General features: G+C 37.9%; 17 protein-coding genes. 16 read left to right on the top strand and 1 reads right to left on the bottom strand.

Annotated features, from left to right (window positions below; genetic code table 11):
* Window positions 1-5: 5 nt before the first annotated feature.
* The 15 genes from hflK to ACIQXF_RS03475 all read left to right on the top strand — a co-directional run bounded on the left by hflK (window position 6) and on the right by ACIQXF_RS03475 (window position 16,036).
* Window positions 6-983, top strand: coding sequence for an FtsH protease activity modulator HflK (hflK, locus tag ACIQXF_RS03545; protein ID WP_402779221.1), 978 nt, complete (start codon window positions 6-8; stop codon window positions 981-983).
* A complete protein-coding gene (hflC, locus tag ACIQXF_RS03540; protein WP_402779218.1) occupies window positions 983-1,993 on the top strand; it encodes a protease modulator HflC in 1,011 nt (336 codons plus the stop codon). Before hflK ends, hflC begins: the two co-directional genes overlap by 1 nt.
* A 299-nt stretch (window positions 1,994-2,292) precedes the next feature.
* A complete protein-coding gene (locus ACIQXF_RS03535) occupies window positions 2,293-2,724 on the top strand; it encodes a DNA polymerase I (RefSeq protein ID WP_402779215.1) in 432 nt (143 codons plus the stop codon).
* Window positions 2,725-2,927: 203 nt separating this feature from the next.
* Window positions 2,928-5,555, top strand: a complete 2,628-nt coding sequence (gene polA, locus ACIQXF_RS03530; protein ID WP_402779213.1) for a DNA polymerase I — start codon at window positions 2,928-2,930, stop codon at window positions 5,553-5,555.
* Between the two features lie 12 nt (window positions 5,556-5,567).
* On the top strand, window positions 5,568-6,440 hold the full coding sequence (gene mutM / locus ACIQXF_RS03525; protein ID WP_402779210.1) for a bifunctional DNA-formamidopyrimidine glycosylase/DNA-(apurinic or apyrimidinic site) lyase: 873 nt from the start codon (window positions 5,568-5,570) through the stop codon (window positions 6,438-6,440).
* Window positions 6,441-6,453: 13 nt separating this feature from the next.
* On the top strand, window positions 6,454-7,047 hold the full coding sequence (coaE, locus tag ACIQXF_RS03520) for a dephospho-CoA kinase (RefSeq protein WP_402779207.1): 594 nt from the start codon (window positions 6,454-6,456) through the stop codon (window positions 7,045-7,047).
* 223 nt (window positions 7,048-7,270) lie between these two features.
* Window positions 7,271-8,293, top strand: a complete 1,023-nt coding sequence (locus ACIQXF_RS03515; protein WP_402779204.1) for a glyceraldehyde-3-phosphate dehydrogenase — start codon at window positions 7,271-7,273, stop codon at window positions 8,291-8,293.
* Between the two features lie 363 nt (window positions 8,294-8,656).
* Window positions 8,657-9,127, top strand: a complete 471-nt coding sequence (nrdR, locus tag ACIQXF_RS03510) for a transcriptional regulator NrdR (protein WP_402779201.1) — start codon at window positions 8,657-8,659, stop codon at window positions 9,125-9,127.
* A 32-nt stretch (window positions 9,128-9,159) separates the two neighbouring features.
* Window positions 9,160-10,512: a replication initiation and membrane attachment family protein gene (locus ACIQXF_RS03505; protein WP_402779198.1), complete on the top strand. Its 1,353-nt coding sequence runs from the start codon at window positions 9,160-9,162 to the stop codon at window positions 10,510-10,512.
* Window positions 10,513-10,536: 24 nt separating this feature from the next.
* Window positions 10,537-11,466: a primosomal protein DnaI gene (gene dnaI / locus ACIQXF_RS03500; protein ID WP_402779487.1), complete on the top strand. Its 930-nt coding sequence runs from the start codon at window positions 10,537-10,539 to the stop codon at window positions 11,464-11,466.
* 447 nt (window positions 11,467-11,913) lie between these two features.
* Window positions 11,914-13,845: a threonine--tRNA ligase gene (gene thrS, locus ACIQXF_RS03495; RefSeq protein WP_402779195.1), complete on the top strand. Its 1,932-nt coding sequence runs from the start codon at window positions 11,914-11,916 to the stop codon at window positions 13,843-13,845.
* A 641-nt stretch (window positions 13,846-14,486) separates the two neighbouring features.
* Entirely contained in the window at window positions 14,487-14,990 is a 504-nt protein-coding gene (infC, locus tag ACIQXF_RS03490) for a translation initiation factor IF-3 (RefSeq protein WP_012295602.1), read from the top strand.
* A 31-nt stretch (window positions 14,991-15,021) separates the two neighbouring features.
* Complete coding sequence (rpmI, locus tag ACIQXF_RS03485) at window positions 15,022-15,222, top strand: 50S ribosomal protein L35 (RefSeq protein ID WP_004226312.1); 201 nt, start codon at window positions 15,022-15,024, stop codon at window positions 15,220-15,222.
* 54 nt (window positions 15,223-15,276) lie between these two features.
* Entirely contained in the window at window positions 15,277-15,636 is a 360-nt protein-coding gene (gene rplT / locus ACIQXF_RS03480; protein ID WP_004226314.1) for a 50S ribosomal protein L20, read from the top strand.
* 139 nt (window positions 15,637-15,775) lie between these two features.
* Window positions 15,776-16,036, top strand: coding sequence for a DUF1294 domain-containing protein (locus ACIQXF_RS03475; RefSeq protein ID WP_402779191.1), 261 nt, complete (start codon window positions 15,776-15,778; stop codon window positions 16,034-16,036).
* Between the two features lie 44 nt (window positions 16,037-16,080).
* On the opposite strand, the gene ACIQXF_RS03470 is transcribed toward ACIQXF_RS03475, so the two are convergent.
* On the bottom strand, window positions 16,081-16,473 hold the full coding sequence (locus ACIQXF_RS03470) for a sigma-w pathway protein ysdB (protein WP_402779188.1): 393 nt from the start codon (window positions 16,471-16,473) through the stop codon (window positions 16,081-16,083).
* A 102-nt stretch (window positions 16,474-16,575) separates the two neighbouring features.
* On the opposite strand from ACIQXF_RS03470, the gene ACIQXF_RS03465 reads away from it, so the two are divergent.
* Window positions 16,576-17,061: a dUTP diphosphatase gene (locus ACIQXF_RS03465; RefSeq protein WP_402779186.1), complete on the top strand. Its 486-nt coding sequence runs from the start codon at window positions 16,576-16,578 to the stop codon at window positions 17,059-17,061.
* Window positions 17,062-17,127 lie beyond the last annotated feature (66 nt).

Genomic DNA, 17,127 nt, shown 5'->3' with positions numbered 1-17,127 from the left:
CAAACATGAGTGTGAAAAGGACGCTAATGATGGTGGGACTTGGAATATTCGGCATTATTGCACTTATCGCTGTATTTACATCGTGGTACACAGTAGATGAATCGGAACAAGCGGTAGTGATAACATTCGGGCATGCCGATGATACAATAACTGAACCAGGTTTACACTTTAAATTGCCGTGGCCAGTTCAATCGGTAGAGGTTTTATCAAAGGAAACGTTTAGTTTACAGTTTGGTTATAAGCAAGATAAATCAGGAGAACTGCAAGCTTATGATGCTGAAACTAAAATGATAACAGGGGACGAACACATTGTATTAACAGACCTTGTTGTTCAATGGAAGATCACAGAACCAAATAAATTCTTATTCAATGCACAAAATCCAGAAGAAATTCTACATAGCGCTACATCGAGTGCCATTCGATCAATAATCGGAAGCTCTAAAATTGATGCAGCGTTAACAGATGGAAAAGCAGACATAGAAGCAAATACACGAACATTACTTGTTTCTCTTATTGAAAAATATGATATTGGAATAAGTATTTTGGGTGTGAAATTACAGGATGTTGAATTACCAAATGCTGAAGTACGTGCAGCATTTACAGCAGTTACAGATGCGCGTGAAATGAAAAATACGAAAATCAATCAAGCGGAAAAATACGAGAATCAGCGTACAAATGAGGCTGAAGGTGAAAAAGATGCTATTATCTCTAAGGCTCAAGGTGAAAAAACAGCCCGTATAGAGCAAGCTCAAGGGGATGTGGCTGTCTTTAATAAAATGTATGAGCAATATAAAGGTAATCAGCAAATTACACGAGAGCGTTTAATCTTAGAAACACTTGAAAATGTTTTACCTAAAGCACAAATTTATATTATGAACGATGATGGTAGTACAATGAAATACTTACCGCTCCAGGCTCTACAACCTGTAGAACAAAAGCAAGAGCAGAAACAAGATCAGAAAAAAGAAGGAGGCGGTAACTAATGGATCAAAAAAATAAGGATCTTGAAAAATTCCTAAATTTTTTATGGGGTAAATCCAAAAAGTCGACGCCAAAAGAGGGAAACGACGAGGACAATGTTATCAAAATGTCGAAAAAAGGTCCTATGAATCCTAAGAAATATATCTCTCTTGCGATAACCTTAACAGCTGTTTTTGCCATTGTTATTATATTATTTGCAAATATCTATATTGTAAAAGAATCTGAGTATGCTGTTGTTCGGCAGTTTGGGGAAGTAGTGAAATTCGAGCGTGAGCCTGGCTTGAAAATAAAAGTTCCGTTTATTCAAAATGTAACAAGATTACCAAAAAATCAAATGACTTATGAAATCTCAGAAGAAGAAATTAATACTAAGGATAAAAAGCGAATTATCATTGATAATTATGCAGTATGGCGCATTACAGATCCAAAGTTATTAATTTCAAATGCAGGTACTATTGAAAAAGTGGAGTCACGTATGGAAGAGTTTATCTATTCGGTTATTCGTTCGGAGCTTGGCCGAATTGAATATACTCAGATTATTAATGATGAAAATTCTTCTCGTGGGAGTATAAATGACCAAGTTACCGAACGTGTGAATGAATTGCTCGCAAAGGATAATTATGGAATAGAAGTTGTGGATGTTCGTATTCGTCGTATCGATTTGCCGACAGAGAATGAGCAATCTGTGTTTACGAATATGATTTCAGATCGTGAATCAATCGCTCAAAAATATCTATCGGAAGGTGATGCAGAGAAGCGTCGTATTGAAGCGCAAACGGATAAAAAGGTTCAAGAGATGCTGGCAACAGCTAAAAAGGATGCTGCATTAATACAAGCAGAGGGAGAAGCTGAGGCTGCGAAGATTTATAATAAGTCATTCTCACAAGATCCTGAATTCTATTCATTATATCGTACGTTAGAATCCTATAAGAAAACTGTTGGTGAAGATACGGTCATTATTTTGCCTGCCACTTCACCATATGCTAAAATATTATCCGGTTATATAAAGTAAAAGTAATACAGTTATCCTTGATGGGAATTAGTATATCAAGTCGTCTCGAACTCATTTGAGACGACTTTTTTGCATTTTCTATGAAACATTATGTTAATCAATTATGTTTAGTTTTAGGAATTTGTTTTCTTACAACCCATAGTGTTATTAATCCTATATTAATTTATATTGTTATAAAAATTTGTTAATTTATAATATTGTTCTATGAAAATAATAGAAATTTATAATTTTGTATTTCGAAGATTACTATTATCTGATAGAATAATAATGTTTAGAATTAATAAATGGGGGTAATCGTTGTGAAATTGCAAATTAGCAAGTGGCTCCAAGATTTAGGAATAGCCTGTAGTATTGCGTCGTTGTTTACACTTTTCTTCCGTCTATCTGATTTTGCATGGATAACTAAAAGTGTTTATCATATACCAGTTTTTTTTGTGATAGTGTTTTTATTAGGTTTAGTTATTGCTGAGGATGTACGAAAAATATTTAAAAAAGTATTTTTGTATGAAAAACGTAAGGTCAAGCGCCCGATATGGCAAGTTGGAGTTGGCTTCATTTTCTTCTTAGCACAAATTAGTGCTGTAATGGTATTTAATACAGAGCTTACACAACCACAGCTTGGTGGTATGCCGTTATTTTTAGTGTTTGCCTTTATGAATGCTTTTATGTTGACAGTTATATACGAAGAGATTTTCTACTGTAAAGAAAAAGCAAAGGAAGTCAATGAATAAGATGAGGGAAGTCAATTGTGATGAGCAATTGGCTTTTTTTGTGCAGCGCCGTGAAGCTAATATATAAATGTAGAAATTTTTCCGATTTTCATCGTTATGATTGGTAAAATAACCGTTTTCCCGATAAAGTAAAAGAAAGAGGCATTTTCAAACATACGTTTTCGTTTTACAATTAAAAAGACGACAACGCAGGAGGTTAAATCATGACAAAGGAAAAATTACTATTATTGGACGGTAATAGTTTAGCATATCGCGCGTTTTTTGCGTTGCCATTGTTAACGAATGATAGTGGAATTCATACAAATGCAGTGTACGGCTTTACAACAATGCTACAAAGAATATTAGAGGAAGAACAGCCAACTAAAATATTGGTTGCTTTTGATGCTGGGAAAACAACATTCCGTCATGAAACCTTTACGGAATATAAAGGTGGGCGACAAAAGACACCACCAGAATTATCGGAGCAGTTCCCTTATTTACGAAAGCTCATTGATGCTTATGGTATTAAGCAGTATGAGCAAGAACTGTACGAAGCGGACGATATAATAGGGACACTTGCCAAAGAAGCTTCATCACAGGATATGGATGTCATTATCGTTTCGGGAGATCGTGATTTAACACAGCTCGCTACTGAGCAGGTAACCGTCTACATTACAAAAAAAGGTATAACTGAAATTGAAAAAAATACACCAGCTTATATCGAAGAAAAATACGGCTTAACCCCTCTACAAATTATTGATATGAAAGGCTTAATGGGGGATGCTTCAGATAATATTCCAGGTGTACCTGGTGTCGGTGAGAAAACGGCTGTTAAATTGTTGAAAGAGCATGGTTCAGTGGAGTCGCTTTATGAGGCAATGGATACGTTGAAGGCTTCTAAAATGAAAGAAAAATTAGTAGCCAATGAACAGCAGGCGCTCATGAGTAAAAAGCTTGCGACTATTTTTACAGATGCACCAATAGGAGTAACACTTACTGATCTTGCTTATAAGGGTCCGAATGAGGAAGAATTAATGAATGTCTGGCGGGAGCTTGGCTTTAAATCATTGCTTGAAAAGAGTGATTTTACTGTCCAAGAAGAAGAACAGGCACCATTTGACTTTGATATTATGCATGAAGTAAATCAAGAACAGTTAAAAGATGTTATGGCGATGCATTTGGAGCTAGAGGACGAGCATTATCACACATGTCAGCAACTAGGTGTGGCACTAACAGATGGAGCGAAAACAATTTACGTACCGTTTGATATGGTGGCTAAATCAGATGTTCTTCGCCTCTGGTTAGAAGATGCTACAAAAATAAAGTATATGTCAGATTCAAAGGCAGCCCAGGCGGCGTTTAAACGTGCGGGGATTCGTTTAGCAGGTGTCGAGTTTGACTTATTGCTTGCTTCTTATATTAATAATCCTGGGCTAAGTGGGGATGATGTGGCAACACTTGCGAAGGATCTTGGCTACCGAGATGTGAAGGCAAATGAGACTGTTTATGGTAAGGGGGCAAAACGAGCTATACCAGCCATTGATGTACTTGCTGAGCATGCTAGTCGCAAAGCCTTTGCCGTGTGGTCATTACAGCCAAAGCTTGAGGCATTGTTAAAGGAAAACGAACAATTTGACTTATATAAAAACTTAGAACTTCCACTTGCTTCTATTCTAGGCGAAATGGAAAGTGAGGGTATTACGGTTAATCGTGCCACACTGGAGAAAATGGGACAGGAGCTTAATGACAAACTAGTAGTTATTGAGCAAGAAATATATGCGGAGGCAGGAGAAATCTTTAATATTAATTCGCCAAAGCAATTAGGTGTGATCCTATTCGATAAACTTGGTCTTCCGGTTATTAAAAAGACAAAAACAGGCTATTCCACTGCAGCGGATGTATTAGAGAAATTAAAGCCAGAGCATGCCATTATTGAGCATATACTTTTGTATCGTCAGCTAGGAAAATTACAATCAACATATATTGAAGGCTTGCTTAAGGAAATTCACGAAGAGGATGGGAAGGTGCATACCCGCTTCCAGCAAGCATTAACGGCTACAGGACGTCTAAGCTCAACTGATCCGAATTTACAAAACATCCCGATTCGTTTAGAAGAAGGACGAAAAATTCGTCAAGCGTTTGTCCCCTCGAAAGAAAATTGGATATTATTTTCTGCCGACTATTCACAGATCGAATTGCGAGTACTGGCTCACATGTCGGAAGATAAAAATCTAGTGGATGCATTCCGTAAAGGTATGGATGTTCATACACGTACAGCAATGGATGTTTTCCATGTCTCAGCAGATGATGTTGATAGTAATATGAGACGTGCTGCAAAAGCGGTAAACTTTGGTATTGTCTATGGTATTAGTGATTATGGTCTATCGCAAAATCTAGATATTACCCGTAAAGAAGCAGCTACATTTATCGAGAAATATTTTCAGAGCTTCCCAGGAGTTAAACAATATATGGATGATATCGTGCAGGAAGCAAAGTTTAATGGCTATGTCACTACGATTTTAAATAGACGTCGATATTTATCTGATATCACGAGCTCAAATTTCAATTTACGAAGCTTTGCAGAGCGTACTGCAATGAATACACCTATTCAGGGAAGTGCAGCTGATATTATTAAAAAAGCAATGATTGATATGGATGCTCGCTTGAAAAAAGAAAATATGCAGTCAAAACTTCTATTACAAGTGCATGATGAATTAATTTTTGAAGCACCTAAGGAAGAGATTGCATTGCTTGAAAAAATAGTTCCAGAGGTTATGGAAAATGCAATTGAGCTTGCAGTACCGTTAAAAGTGGACTTTAACTACGGTGCAACTTGGTACGAAGCAAAATAAGGAGGGGTTAAAATGCCTGAATTACCAGAGGTTGAAGGTGTCGTCCAGGCATTAAAACCTAAGATTGAAGGCCGCACCATTCATCAGGTTCAACTATCTGAAATAATCCGTGTTTCCTTTGGACAGGGGAAGCAATGTATCGTGAAGCAAGCAGAGCCTGATGCATTTGAAACGTCTTTGTCCCAAATGACGATTACAAAAATCGAACGCCGTGCAAAGTATATCTTTTTTCATTTGATGAAAGAGGATGTCCCTTATGTCCTTGTTAGTCATTTAGGCATGACAGGTGCTTGGTTTGTGGTAAATACACCAGAGGAAATCAATGAGGAGAAGTTTCAAAAGCATATTCATGCAACATTTCATATGGCAGATGGTGGCTATTTAATATACTCAGACATTCGTCGCTTTGGTGAATTACGTTTCTTAACAAAAATTGAGGATCATGCCCCTTTAACAAAAATGGCTCCAGAGCCGTTTGATGAAATAGCATGTGATTATTTTATAGCGAAATCAAAGCAACCGAAATATGAGAAAAAAGCAGTTAAGGAAGTAATTATGGATGGGCAAATTATTTCGGGCTGTGGCAATATTTATGCAACTGAGGCATTGTTTGCTCAGAAAATTCATCCAGCTCGTACAATGAACCGCATTAGTGAAAAGCGTAAACGTGCATTGTTCGAAGCGATTGTCGCTGTCTTACGTCAAAGCATTGATGCGGGAGGCTCAACGATTTCAGATTACCGAAATATTAATGGTGAGGCTGGAAGCATGCAGAATCGACTGCAAATGTATGGGAAGAAGATGTGTCCAGTGTGTGGAACGGCAACGAGCCAAATGACGATAGGTGGGCGCACATCAGTCTTTTGCCCAAATTGTCAACATTAAAGGGGATTTAACTATGATTATCGGACTAACAGGAAGTATTGCGAGCGGAAAAAGTACAGTAGCGAAAATGATGACAGCACTTGGTTTACCGATTGTCGATGCGGATATTGTAGCGCGTGATGTCGTAGAACCAGGAACAGAGACATTAAAGTTAATAGCTGAAAATTTCGGACAAGACATATTACTTGAAGACGGTAGTTTAAATCGCGCCAAGCTTGGCGATATTATTTTCCACGAACCTGCAAAGCGCAAAATATTAAATGATATTATGCATCCCGCTATTCGTAAGGAAATGCTTCGCCAGCGTGATGCTTATTTAGAGGCTGGACACAAGGATGTTGTGATGGATATTCCGCTGTTATTTGAAAGTAAGTTACAGCATTTTGTTGAGCGTATTATAGTGGTATCGGTTAGTGAAGAGGTACAACTACGTCGCTTAATGGAACGTAACAATTTATCAAAGGAAGATGCACTAGCTCGTATGCATTCTCAACTACCTATGTCAGTCAAAGAAAAAGGCGCACATGCAGTTATTTACAATAATGAAGATTTAGAACAAACAGAGAGCCAATTAAAAAAAATCCTGACATATTGGGATGTATTATAATTATGAATCTTTAAATATTCGATGCGTAGCAAGAACATTTTGCTGCGCATTTTTTTGTGGGCTTAAACCATAATAAGGACTAATTTAGGCGATTTTATTTTTCAGAAAATAAGAACTTTAATATTATGAGTATATAATGTTCATCTTTTTTAAAATTGTGTTATACTAATCGCATAAAGTATATAATTAATCTGAGTATGTAACTCACAGGAGGATTTTATAAATGACAGTATCAATTGCTATTAATGGTTTCGGACGTATCGGACGTATGGTTTTCCGCCAAGCGATCGTGCAAGAGGGGTTAAATATTGCTGCAATTAACGCTAGCTATCCAGCTGAAACGTTAGCACATTTGATTAAGTATGACACAAATCACGGAACTTTCGAAGGTACAGTTGAACCAGCAGGCGATGCTTTAATTGTAAATGGTAAACGTGTTCAAATTATTAGCGAACGTGACCCTTTAAAATTACCTTGGGCAACAATGGGTGTAGATATCGTTATTGAAGCAACTGGTAAATTTAATGATCGTGAAAAAGCAGCGATGCATTTAGAAGCTGGCGCAAAGAAAGTTATCTTAACAGCACCTGGTAAAAACGAGGACGTAACAATTGTTTTAGGTGTAAATGATGAAAAACTGGATATTGCAAAACATGATGTAATTTCAAATGCTTCTTGTACAACAAACTGCCTGGCACCAGTTGCAAAAGTATTAAACGACACATTTGGCATTGAAAATGGATTAATGACTACTGTTCACGCTTATACAAATGACCAAAAGAACCTAGACAATCCACATAAAGATTTACGTCGTGCACGTGGATGCGCACAATCCATCATTCCAACATCAACAGGTGCTGCAAAGGCATTGAAATTGGTGTTACCAGAGTTAGAAGGCAAAATTCATGGTATGTCACTTCGTGTTCCAACACCAAACGTATCATTAGTTGACCTTGTGGTAGATTTAAATACAGACGTAACAGTAGATTCTGTCAATGCTGCATTTGTGAAAGCTGCTACTGAAGGTCCAATGAAAGGGATCTTAAACTTCTCTGTTGAGCCTCTAGTATCTTCTGATTACAATACAACTACTTACTCTTCAACAGTAGATGGTCTTTCTACAATGGTAATGGGTAATCGCAAAGTGAAAGTACTTGCTTGGTATGACAATGAGTGGGGCTACTCTGCACGTGTTGTAGATCTTGTGAAAAAAGTGGCAAAAGCTTTAGAAACAGTTAACGCATAATAATTTTACAAAGCACATTGAAATCCAAGTGGTTTCGGTGTGCTTTTTTTGTTGTTAAGAAAATTATCGATAAGTTGTCGTCCAGGCAAAAACGTTACATTCATGGGTCACATCGATCTCTTTGGCAAAAGTGTGGAGTGTTTACTTTTGCGTCGTGCTCTCCAGCGCATTTGTTTTTCGGTTATTGCATAGGAAATCAAGAGTTTGTTGCCATATCTTTGGATAAATTATTGACATCTATACTTGTACTTTCTCCTTACAAGGTTTATCATGAGCACACTAGCGTCAATGCGCTTTTCTTACATGTAGGAAATTTGTTATAATAGAAATACTAAATTGTTGTGAAATCAGGAGAGTAATTATATGAGATGTCCATCTTGCCAATTTAACGGAACGCGTGTAGTGGATTCGAGGCCAGTAGATGATAATAAAGAAATTCGTAGACGTCGTGAATGTGAGTCATGTGGCTTCCGCTTTACAACGTTTGAAAAAATTGAAGAGACACCTTTAATCGTAGTGAAAAAAGAAGGTTCACGAGAAGAGTTTAGCCGTGAAAAGGTGCTTCGTGGACTTATTCGTGCTTGTGAAAAACGCCCAGTTGCTCTTGAAGTACTTGAGGGACTTGTATTGTCTATTGAAAAAGATCTTCGTCGTATCGGGAATTCTGAAGTACGATCTGAGGATGTTGGGGAAATGGTAATGGATCGCTTAGCGAAAATCGATGAGGTTGCCTATGTACGCTTTGCATCGGTTTACCGTCAATTTAAGGACATCAATGTCTTTATTGAAGAAATTAAAGAGATTATTCAACGTCAGACAGAGCAGAAATCATAGGGAAACAGAGAGGGTGAATGTCGTTGATTCATTTGTATAAGGAATTGCAGCCTGCCGATCCTTTTGACATTCGTCTACCTCATGCACTTTCTACACAGGAACGTCAATTAGTTACGCTATTTTATCAACCTTTAACCGGAGCGGAGCCAATCAGCCTTTATTTAACGCTATGGGCAGAAGCAGAGCAAATGCCAAATATGCAAATGACACATTATTATTTAATGAATGTATTAGGGCTTCCAATTGGAAAAATATTCGAAGCACGTATTGCGCTTGAAGCAATTGGCTTATTACGCACATGGAAAAGAGAAAATGGTGGACAGCGAAGCTTTTTATATGAGCTTATGCGTCCACTAGATGCAGATAGCTTTATGAAAGATCCACTGTTATCGATGTTTTTGTTTAGTAAAATTGGGGAGCAAGCTTATCGGAAGCTGCGTCAGCGTTTTATTTCTCCTACAAGAGATGCAGAGTTTAAAGATGTATCACGTGCTTTCATAGACGTTTTTAAACCTATTAATTTAAATATTCCAGTTGATTTACAGGCTGATACTAATCGTAAGGATAAACAGCAAAGAATCTATCCGTTTTATTTCGAGCAGTTTGACTTTGAATTACTTCAGGCGGGGTTATCAGAGCAATTAGTACCAGCCAGTCTGCTAACGCTTGAAGTACGTGAAAATATAGCGAAACTAGCATTCTTATATCACTTAACTGCACTGGATATGCAAAAAGTAGTGATTCTTGCTTTAGATGATGATTTAGGCATTTCACAGGAACGATTGCGTAAGGCCGCTGCAGATTTTTATAAGCTAACAGTATCAAAAGAACCGCCAAAGTTAGCTAGAGTCACTGAGCCATTACCTCTTGAAGAAGCAGGACAAAAAACTAAGGATTCTGAGCTTCAGCGCTATTTAGAAACGACTCCACCAGTGCAAGTTTTACGAGATATAAATAATGGTAAAGAACCTCTACAGACTTCCGTGCAGCTTGCTGAAAGTCTAATTGTTCAACATGGAATGCCAGTTGGCGTTGTTAACGCTCTTTTGGAATATGTTATGCTCACAACTGATATGAAGCTACCTAAAAAATATGTGGAAACGATTGCTGATCATTGGGTACGTAAAAATATACAAACAGCAAAGGAAGCAATGGAGCTAGCACGTCAGGAGCATGATAAATATACGACCTGGAAAAATAAACCACAAACACCGAATAAAAGTAATCAGAATGCCAAAGGGCGTTCAGGAAATCAACGTGAAAAGGTACCTGAATGGTTTTACAAACGAAACGAGCAGCAAGAAGAAGAAAACACTTCAAGCTCGATTGATTTTGAAAAAGAGCGTCAAAAAATATTAGAAATGCTAGGGAAAAGTGATAAGTAAGGAGGGTGAACGACAATCGAACCAATTAATGGACCATTAAAAAGAGCAGTTAATGTACCATCATTTCAAGAGCGGTATGAAGCGATGCGTCGAGAAATTTTAGAAAACCCTCGTGTGCAAAAATTTTTAGCAGAGCATGCAAATGAGTTAAACTATGACACAATTGAGCGTAATTTACCGAAGCTTCACGAGTTCATTAGTCAATCTACTGTTTGCTGTGGCTGCGATAATACAGATAATTGTACAAACTATTTAAAAGGTTTTTTACCGACTTTACGTGTAGTGCGAAATACTGTTGAAATGGATTATGTGCGATGTGAGCAAAAGATACGTGAGGATGAGCGTCGTGATGTAGCCAATATGATTGCGAGTATGCATATGCCAAAGGATGTGCTTCAAGCAACAATTCAAGATTTACTGATTGATGATGAGTCTCGAGTGATGATTGCTCAAAAAGCGGCTTTATTTGTGAAGACAACCGAGCAAACAGGAAAACTTCCTGCAAAGGGCTTTTATTTATATGGAAAGTTTGGTGTAGGGAAATCCTTTGTACTTGGTGCACTTGCGAATGAATTAGCCTCTGTCAAAATTCGTTCAGTAGTTGTTTTTGTGCCTGAATTTTTACGAGAAATGAAAAATGCAATTGGCGACAATACATTGAATGAAAAAATAGACTATGTGAAAAAGGCACCAGTTTTGATGCTTGATGACTTAGGAGCAGAAACAATGACTGCTTGGACACGAGATGAAATTTTAGGGACTATTTTCCATTACCGTATGGCCGAGCAATTGCCAACATTCATTACATCTAACTTTAATTATGATGAACTAGAGCATCATTTAGCACAGTCACAAAAAGGTGATATAGAGGTCGTGAAAGCTGGACGTATAATGGAACGTGTTAAAGCCTTGACAGAGCCGATTGAAATGCGCGGCAAAAATCGCCGTATGTAATATTGACTGTTGCATTTTGCGACAATCGAGCGTATACTGTCACATATATTAAATATCAAAATGCATGGATGAGGACATGAGTTTTGTGTATCGGCTTTTAGAGAGGGAAGTCATTGGCTGTAAGCTTCCTAGTTTGAGCACACTATTTACTACCTGCTGAGCAGCGAAAGGGATAATCTTTCGCCGGTCCCTAGCCCGTTAGCTAGCCTTGAGCTTCGTCTGACTATAAAAAGTCGGAAGGAAGAAGGGTGGAACCACGAGCATACGCTTCGTCCCTTTCGTAGGGGCGGGGCTTTTTTTATTTTCGTTTAGAAAATAATGGTGAAATGAATACGGATGTAGTTCCTTTTTAATGGGTGTCCAAACACCTACTGAAATAGGATAAATTCCGGGGATTCTTGGACTTCAATCATGCATCACAACAAAACTATAAGGAGTGCAAACAAAATGTCAGATATGATTAAATTAACTTTCCCAGATGGCGCTGTAAAGGAATTTGCAAAGGGTACATCTACTGATGACGTAGCATTATCAATTAGCCCAGGACTTCGTAAAAAAGCATATGCAGGTAAAGTAAATGGTGTCTTGGTGGATTTAAAAACACCGATTGAAGAGGACTCAACAATCTCAATCATTACTCAAGATGATGAGGAAGCATTGGAAATCTTACGTCACTCTACTGCACACTTAACAGCACAAGCGATTAAACGATTATTCCCAGATGTTAAACTTGGTATTGGTCCAGTTATTGAAGGTGGATTCTACTACGATATTGATGCACCAACTCCAATCACTGCTGAAGATCTACCAGCAATCGAAAAAGAAATGAAAAAAATTATCGCTGAAAACCTAGAGATCGAGCGTAAAAATGTTAGCCGTGCAGATGCACAAGCGATCTATGAAAAAATTGGCGATGAATACAAATTAGAATTACTTGAAGCAATTCCAGCGGATGAGCAAGTTTCTATTTACTATCAAGGTGAATTTTTCGACCTTTGCCGTGGTATCCATGCACCATCAACTGGTAAGCTTCGTGAGTTCAAACTTCTTTCATTAGCAGGTGCTTACTGGAGAGGTAACTCAGATAACAAAATGCTACAACGTATTTATGGTACAGCATTCTTTAAAAAGGAAGAATTAAAACATCACCTACAAATGCTTGAAGAGGCAAAAGAACGTGATCACCGTAAAATCGGTAAGGAATTAGAATTATTTACAACTTCTCAAAAAGTTGGTCAAGGCTTACCGTTATGGCTACCAAACGGTGCAACAATCCGTCGTGTTATTGAACGCTATATTGTAGATAAAGAATTATCTCTTGGCTATAAGCATGTTTATACACCAGTACTTGGCTCTAAAGAGCTGTACCAAACTTCTGGTCACTGGGATCATTACCAAGATTCTATTTTCCCACCAATGGAAATGGACAATGAAACATTAATTATGCGTCCGATGAACTGTCCTCACCATATGATGGTGTACAAAAACAGCATGCATTCTTATCGTAACCTACCATTACGTATTGCGGAGCTTGGTACTATGCACCGTTACGAAATGTCAGGCGCTGTTTCAGGCTTACAACGTGTACGTGGGATGACTTTAAACGATGCACATATCTTCGTTCGTCCAGACCAAATTAAAGTGGAATTCCAAAAAGTAGTTCAGCTAATATTAGAAGTTTACAAAGACTTCGATTTAAATGATTACTCATTCCGTTTATCTTACCGTGACCCAGCAGATACTGAGAAATACTTCGACGACGATGCAATGTGGGAAAAAGCACAAAGTATGTTAAAAGAGGCAATGGATGAGCTTGGCTTAGATTACTTCGAAGCTGAAGGTGAAGCTGCATTCTACGGTCCTAAACTTGACGTACAAGTAAAAACTGCAATTGGTAAAGAAGAAACTTTATCAACAGTTCAGCTTGACTTCTTATTACCAGAGCGCTTTGACTTAACTTATGTAGGGGAAGATGGTAAACCACATCGTCCAGTTGTTATTCACCGTGGTGTCGTATCGACTATGGAACGTTTCGTTGCCTTCTTAATCGAAGAGTACAAAGGTGCATTCCCAACATGGTTAGCGCCAGTACAAGTTGAAGTTATCCCAGTTTCAAATGAAGCTCATTTCGATTATGCAAAACAAATCGAAGAGCAATTAACTGCAGCGGGCTTACGTGTTGAAATGGATGACCGTGAAGAAAAACTAGGTTACAAAATCCGTGAAGCACAAATGAAAAAAATCCCGTATATGCTTGTTATCGGAGACAAAGAAGTAGAGGCTGGTGGCGTAAATGTACGTCGCTACGGCTCAAAAGATTCAGAAACAATCAGCTTTGAGGACTTCCTAGCGAACATTAAAGCAGAAATTACAAAATAATTTCTATTTATATAAGTTGATTGAAGTGGAGACTAGGAAACTCCTTGGGGATCAGCGATAGAGGAACGAAGGCTAAAAGCATCAAGTCCTGTGATAACGCCTTCGTGACCAACATCGTGCTGTTGCTGTCGCTACGCTTTCGCACAGACAAAACCATTTTGCTGTCGCTTCGTTAGCACTATGCTTTCGCGCAAAAGACATCTGTTGGCCCGAGACCCTGCAGCGGCGCAACGAAGCAACTCATCGAACGCCCCCAAGTAGTGCCATGTTGGAACGAAAATCAACGATAATGGTTTAGATTAAAAAATTTTAGGCTACTTTATTAATAATAAGCTAAAAAACATTTGACAGCTTATAAGAGTACATGCTAATATAAATAAGGTTAATGAATACAAAGTTTGTGGTTGAAGTAGAGGCTGCCCGCTTCTCACCTGATACAACGCTTAGGCTGTGAACAGGTATGACACGTTGAATTGTTTTGCGCAGACTTGCGCATGCACATATAGCGGGCGGACATCTTCAAAGTGTCCGTCCTTTTTTTATGGACATGACAAGAGGATGTACCGTTCAACCGGGCAAGGCTTTGCCCAAACCATGTATTCGCGACAACTACTTGGAGGTGGATTACTATTAGCAAAGACATGTATGTAAACGAAGGCATTCGCGCACGTGAACTTCGATTAATCGATCACAATGGTGACCAGCTTGGTGTAAAGACACGTAATGAAGCGCTAGAAATCGCCGCTCGTGTAAACTTGGATCTTGTCCTTGTGGCCCCTCAAGCCAAGCCGCCAGTCGCTCGTATCATGGACTATGGTAAATTTAAGTTTGAACAGCAAAAGAAAGACCGTGAAATTCGTAAAAATCAAAAGGTCATCGTAATGAAAGAGGTTCGTCTGAGCCCAACAATCGATGAGCATGATTTCCAAACGAAGCTACGTAATGCGATTAAATTTCTTGAAAAAGGCGATAAAGTAAAATGTAGCCTACGTTTCAAAGGTCGTGCGATTACACACAAAGACATTGGTCAACGTGTGTTAGATCGTTTTGCTGAAGCTTGTGCTGAAGTATCAACGGTTGAACAAAAACCGAAGATGGAAGGCCGAAGCATGTTCTTAGTTCTTCAACCAAAGAACGAGAAATAATATTAGACGAACAGTTTAGGAGGAATTCGACATGCCAAAAATGAAAACTCACCGTGGAGCTGCGAAACGTTTCAAAAAAACGGGTTCAGGTAAATTAAAATACGACCGTGCTTATGGAAGCCACTTATTCGCAAACAAATCTACGAAACAAAAACGTCACCTACGTAAAGCAAACATCGTTTCATCTGGTGACTTCAAACGCATCAAATCTTTACTTGTTTACATGAAATAATTGACTAAAAAATACTAACATTCATTTTTAAATGAAAAGCAGGAGGTAATTCATATGCCACGCGTAAAAGGCGGAACAGTGACGCGCAAACGTCGTAAAAAAGTATTAAAATTAGCTAAAGGTTACTATGGTTCAAAACATACATTATACAAAGTTGCAAACCAAGCAGTAATGAAGTCAGGTCAATATGCATACCGTGACCGTCGTCAGAAAAAACGTGATTTCCGTAAATTATGGATCACTCGTATCAACGCAGCTGCTCGCATGAACGGCCTTTCATACAGCCGCTTAATGCACGGTTTAAAAGTTGCTGGTATCGAAGTTAACCGTAAAATGTTAGCTGACCTAGCTGTAACTGATGCAGCAGCATTCACTCAATTAGCAGACGCTGCTAAAAAAGCAGTAGCTAAATAATTTTTGACTTAGTTAAAAATTATTTCTGCACCGAAAGCGAAGCGACAGGTGCAAAATTTTTCACAAGACTGATGGATTTATCCGTCAGTCTTTTTTGTGTTAAATTAAAAGTAAATAGAAAAGTATAAAGGAGTATTCAATGGGGCAAGCATTATTAGCATATATGGCAGTTGTTTCTATAGTCCTGCTCATTATGATGGGCATGGATAAATCACGCGCGAAAAAGCATGAATGGCGCATTGCAGAACGTACATTGTTTACATTAGCTATAGCAGGGGGCGCAGTAGGCGGCGTGTTAGGAATGTATTTATTCCGACATAAAACACGTCATAATAGTTTTGCATTCGGCTTCCCTCTACTAGCAGCCACTCAAGTTTTTATCATTGCACAATTATGGTGATTAATCATAGCATGTTACGATAAATAAAAAACAACACATCCTCATTATGAGGATGTGTTACGCATAAGCTGTTCAATGGGTTGCTTCCAATTTATCTTTGCGTTTGGATAATTCAATAATATTTCTTGTTGTAAATATTCAAAGTCGTTTTTTTTGAAGCCTTGCAATGTGGCGGCATCACGGGCACCGACAAAAATCGTAACAACCTCGAAGGCATCTTCTGTTGTACCCAGGTATTTTTCACCTTCGAAAAGAGCACCCTTATAGGAGATGAAGAAATTTTTTCGGACATTTTTAACATCATCATAAAAATAATATTGGCCTTTTTCATAGGCTTCATCAAGTTTTCGCTTAGGATCGGTTATATAACGAATCGCTTTGTAAAATACATAGATTATAAGCGCAATAACAGCAAGACGAATAAGTAACGGCAACATTTTTAATTTCCCCCTTGAAGAAAGGTTATTCCTTCCTATACGATTGGAGGGGCGAATAGTTTCACTTTTTATAAATATTTTTTAGAAATTTAGGAGAAAAAAATGAACTTACAACAATTATTTAAAATGCAGAAAGAGCTCGATGCTTTCATCGAGAAAACACAAAATATTGAACGTGATGTATTTAAAGAAAAAGGTTTAGCATTAATGGTTGAGCTATCTGAACTTGCAAATGAAACACGCTGTTTTAAATTTTGGAGTACAAAAGGACCCTCAGAGCGTGGTGTGATTTTAGAGGAATATGTGGATTCTATTCACTTTATATTATCACTTGGTTTATTGAAGGGTTACACAGCGATAGAAAAATGGCCGGTAATTGAAGAAAAGAGAGATTTAACCGAGACATTTTTAATGACACAGAACTATATTTTAGACTTTATTAGTCAGCCAACTGAGGATAGATATTTAGCTATCTGGCAATGCTATGGTTTACTTGCGTATAATTTAGGAATTACGTTTGAGGACGTTGTTGCGGCTTATATAGAAAAAAATGAAGAAAATTATAATCGCCAACGTTCAGGTTATTAATGTTTGAAATACATTAATTTTCAGACACTTAAGCTAGGAATATTTCGGTAAACGAAGTATAATAGA

It is taken from the genome of Lysinibacillus sp. NPDC097231 (assembly GCF_044761885.1).
In the GTDB taxonomy this organism is placed as follows: domain Bacteria; phylum Bacillota; class Bacilli; order Bacillales_A; family Planococcaceae; genus Lysinibacillus.
This window is presented reverse-complemented; position numbering and strand designations above follow the sequence as displayed.

Bases quoted from the DNA above. Each gene is read 5' to 3' on its own strand.
- ACIQXF_RS03470 (WP_402779188.1), bottom strand. From the start codon at position 16,473: ATGTTGCCGTTACTTATTCGTCTTGCTGTTATTGCGCTTATAATCTAT.
- mutM (WP_402779210.1), top strand. From the start codon at position 5,568: ATGCCTGAATTACCAGAGGTTGAAGGTGTCGTCCAGGCATTAAAACCT.
- infC (WP_012295602.1), top strand. From the start codon at position 14,487: ATGTATGTAAACGAAGGCATTCGCGCACGTGAACTTCGATTAATCGAT.
- ACIQXF_RS03475 (WP_402779191.1), top strand. From the start codon at position 15,776: ATGGGGCAAGCATTATTAGCATATATGGCAGTTGTTTCTATAGTCCTG.
- rpmI (WP_004226312.1), top strand. From the start codon at position 15,022: ATGCCAAAAATGAAAACTCACCGTGGAGCTGCGAAACGTTTCAAAAAA.
- nrdR (WP_402779201.1), top strand. From the start codon at position 8,657: ATGAGATGTCCATCTTGCCAATTTAACGGAACGCGTGTAGTGGATTCG.
- ACIQXF_RS03515 (WP_402779204.1), top strand. From the start codon at position 7,271: ATGACAGTATCAATTGCTATTAATGGTTTCGGACGTATCGGACGTATG.
- hflC (WP_402779218.1), top strand. From the start codon at position 983: ATGGATCAAAAAAATAAGGATCTTGAAAAATTCCTAAATTTTTTATGG.
- hflK (WP_402779221.1), top strand. From the start codon at position 6: ATGAGTGTGAAAAGGACGCTAATGATGGTGGGACTTGGAATATTCGGC.
- polA (WP_402779213.1), top strand. From the start codon at position 2,928: ATGACAAAGGAAAAATTACTATTATTGGACGGTAATAGTTTAGCATAT.
- rplT (WP_004226314.1), top strand. From the start codon at position 15,277: ATGCCACGCGTAAAAGGCGGAACAGTGACGCGCAAACGTCGTAAAAAA.
- ACIQXF_RS03465 (WP_402779186.1), top strand. From the start codon at position 16,576: ATGAACTTACAACAATTATTTAAAATGCAGAAAGAGCTCGATGCTTTC.
- thrS (WP_402779195.1), top strand. From the start codon at position 11,914: ATGTCAGATATGATTAAATTAACTTTCCCAGATGGCGCTGTAAAGGAA.
- coaE (WP_402779207.1), top strand. From the start codon at position 6,454: ATGATTATCGGACTAACAGGAAGTATTGCGAGCGGAAAAAGTACAGTA.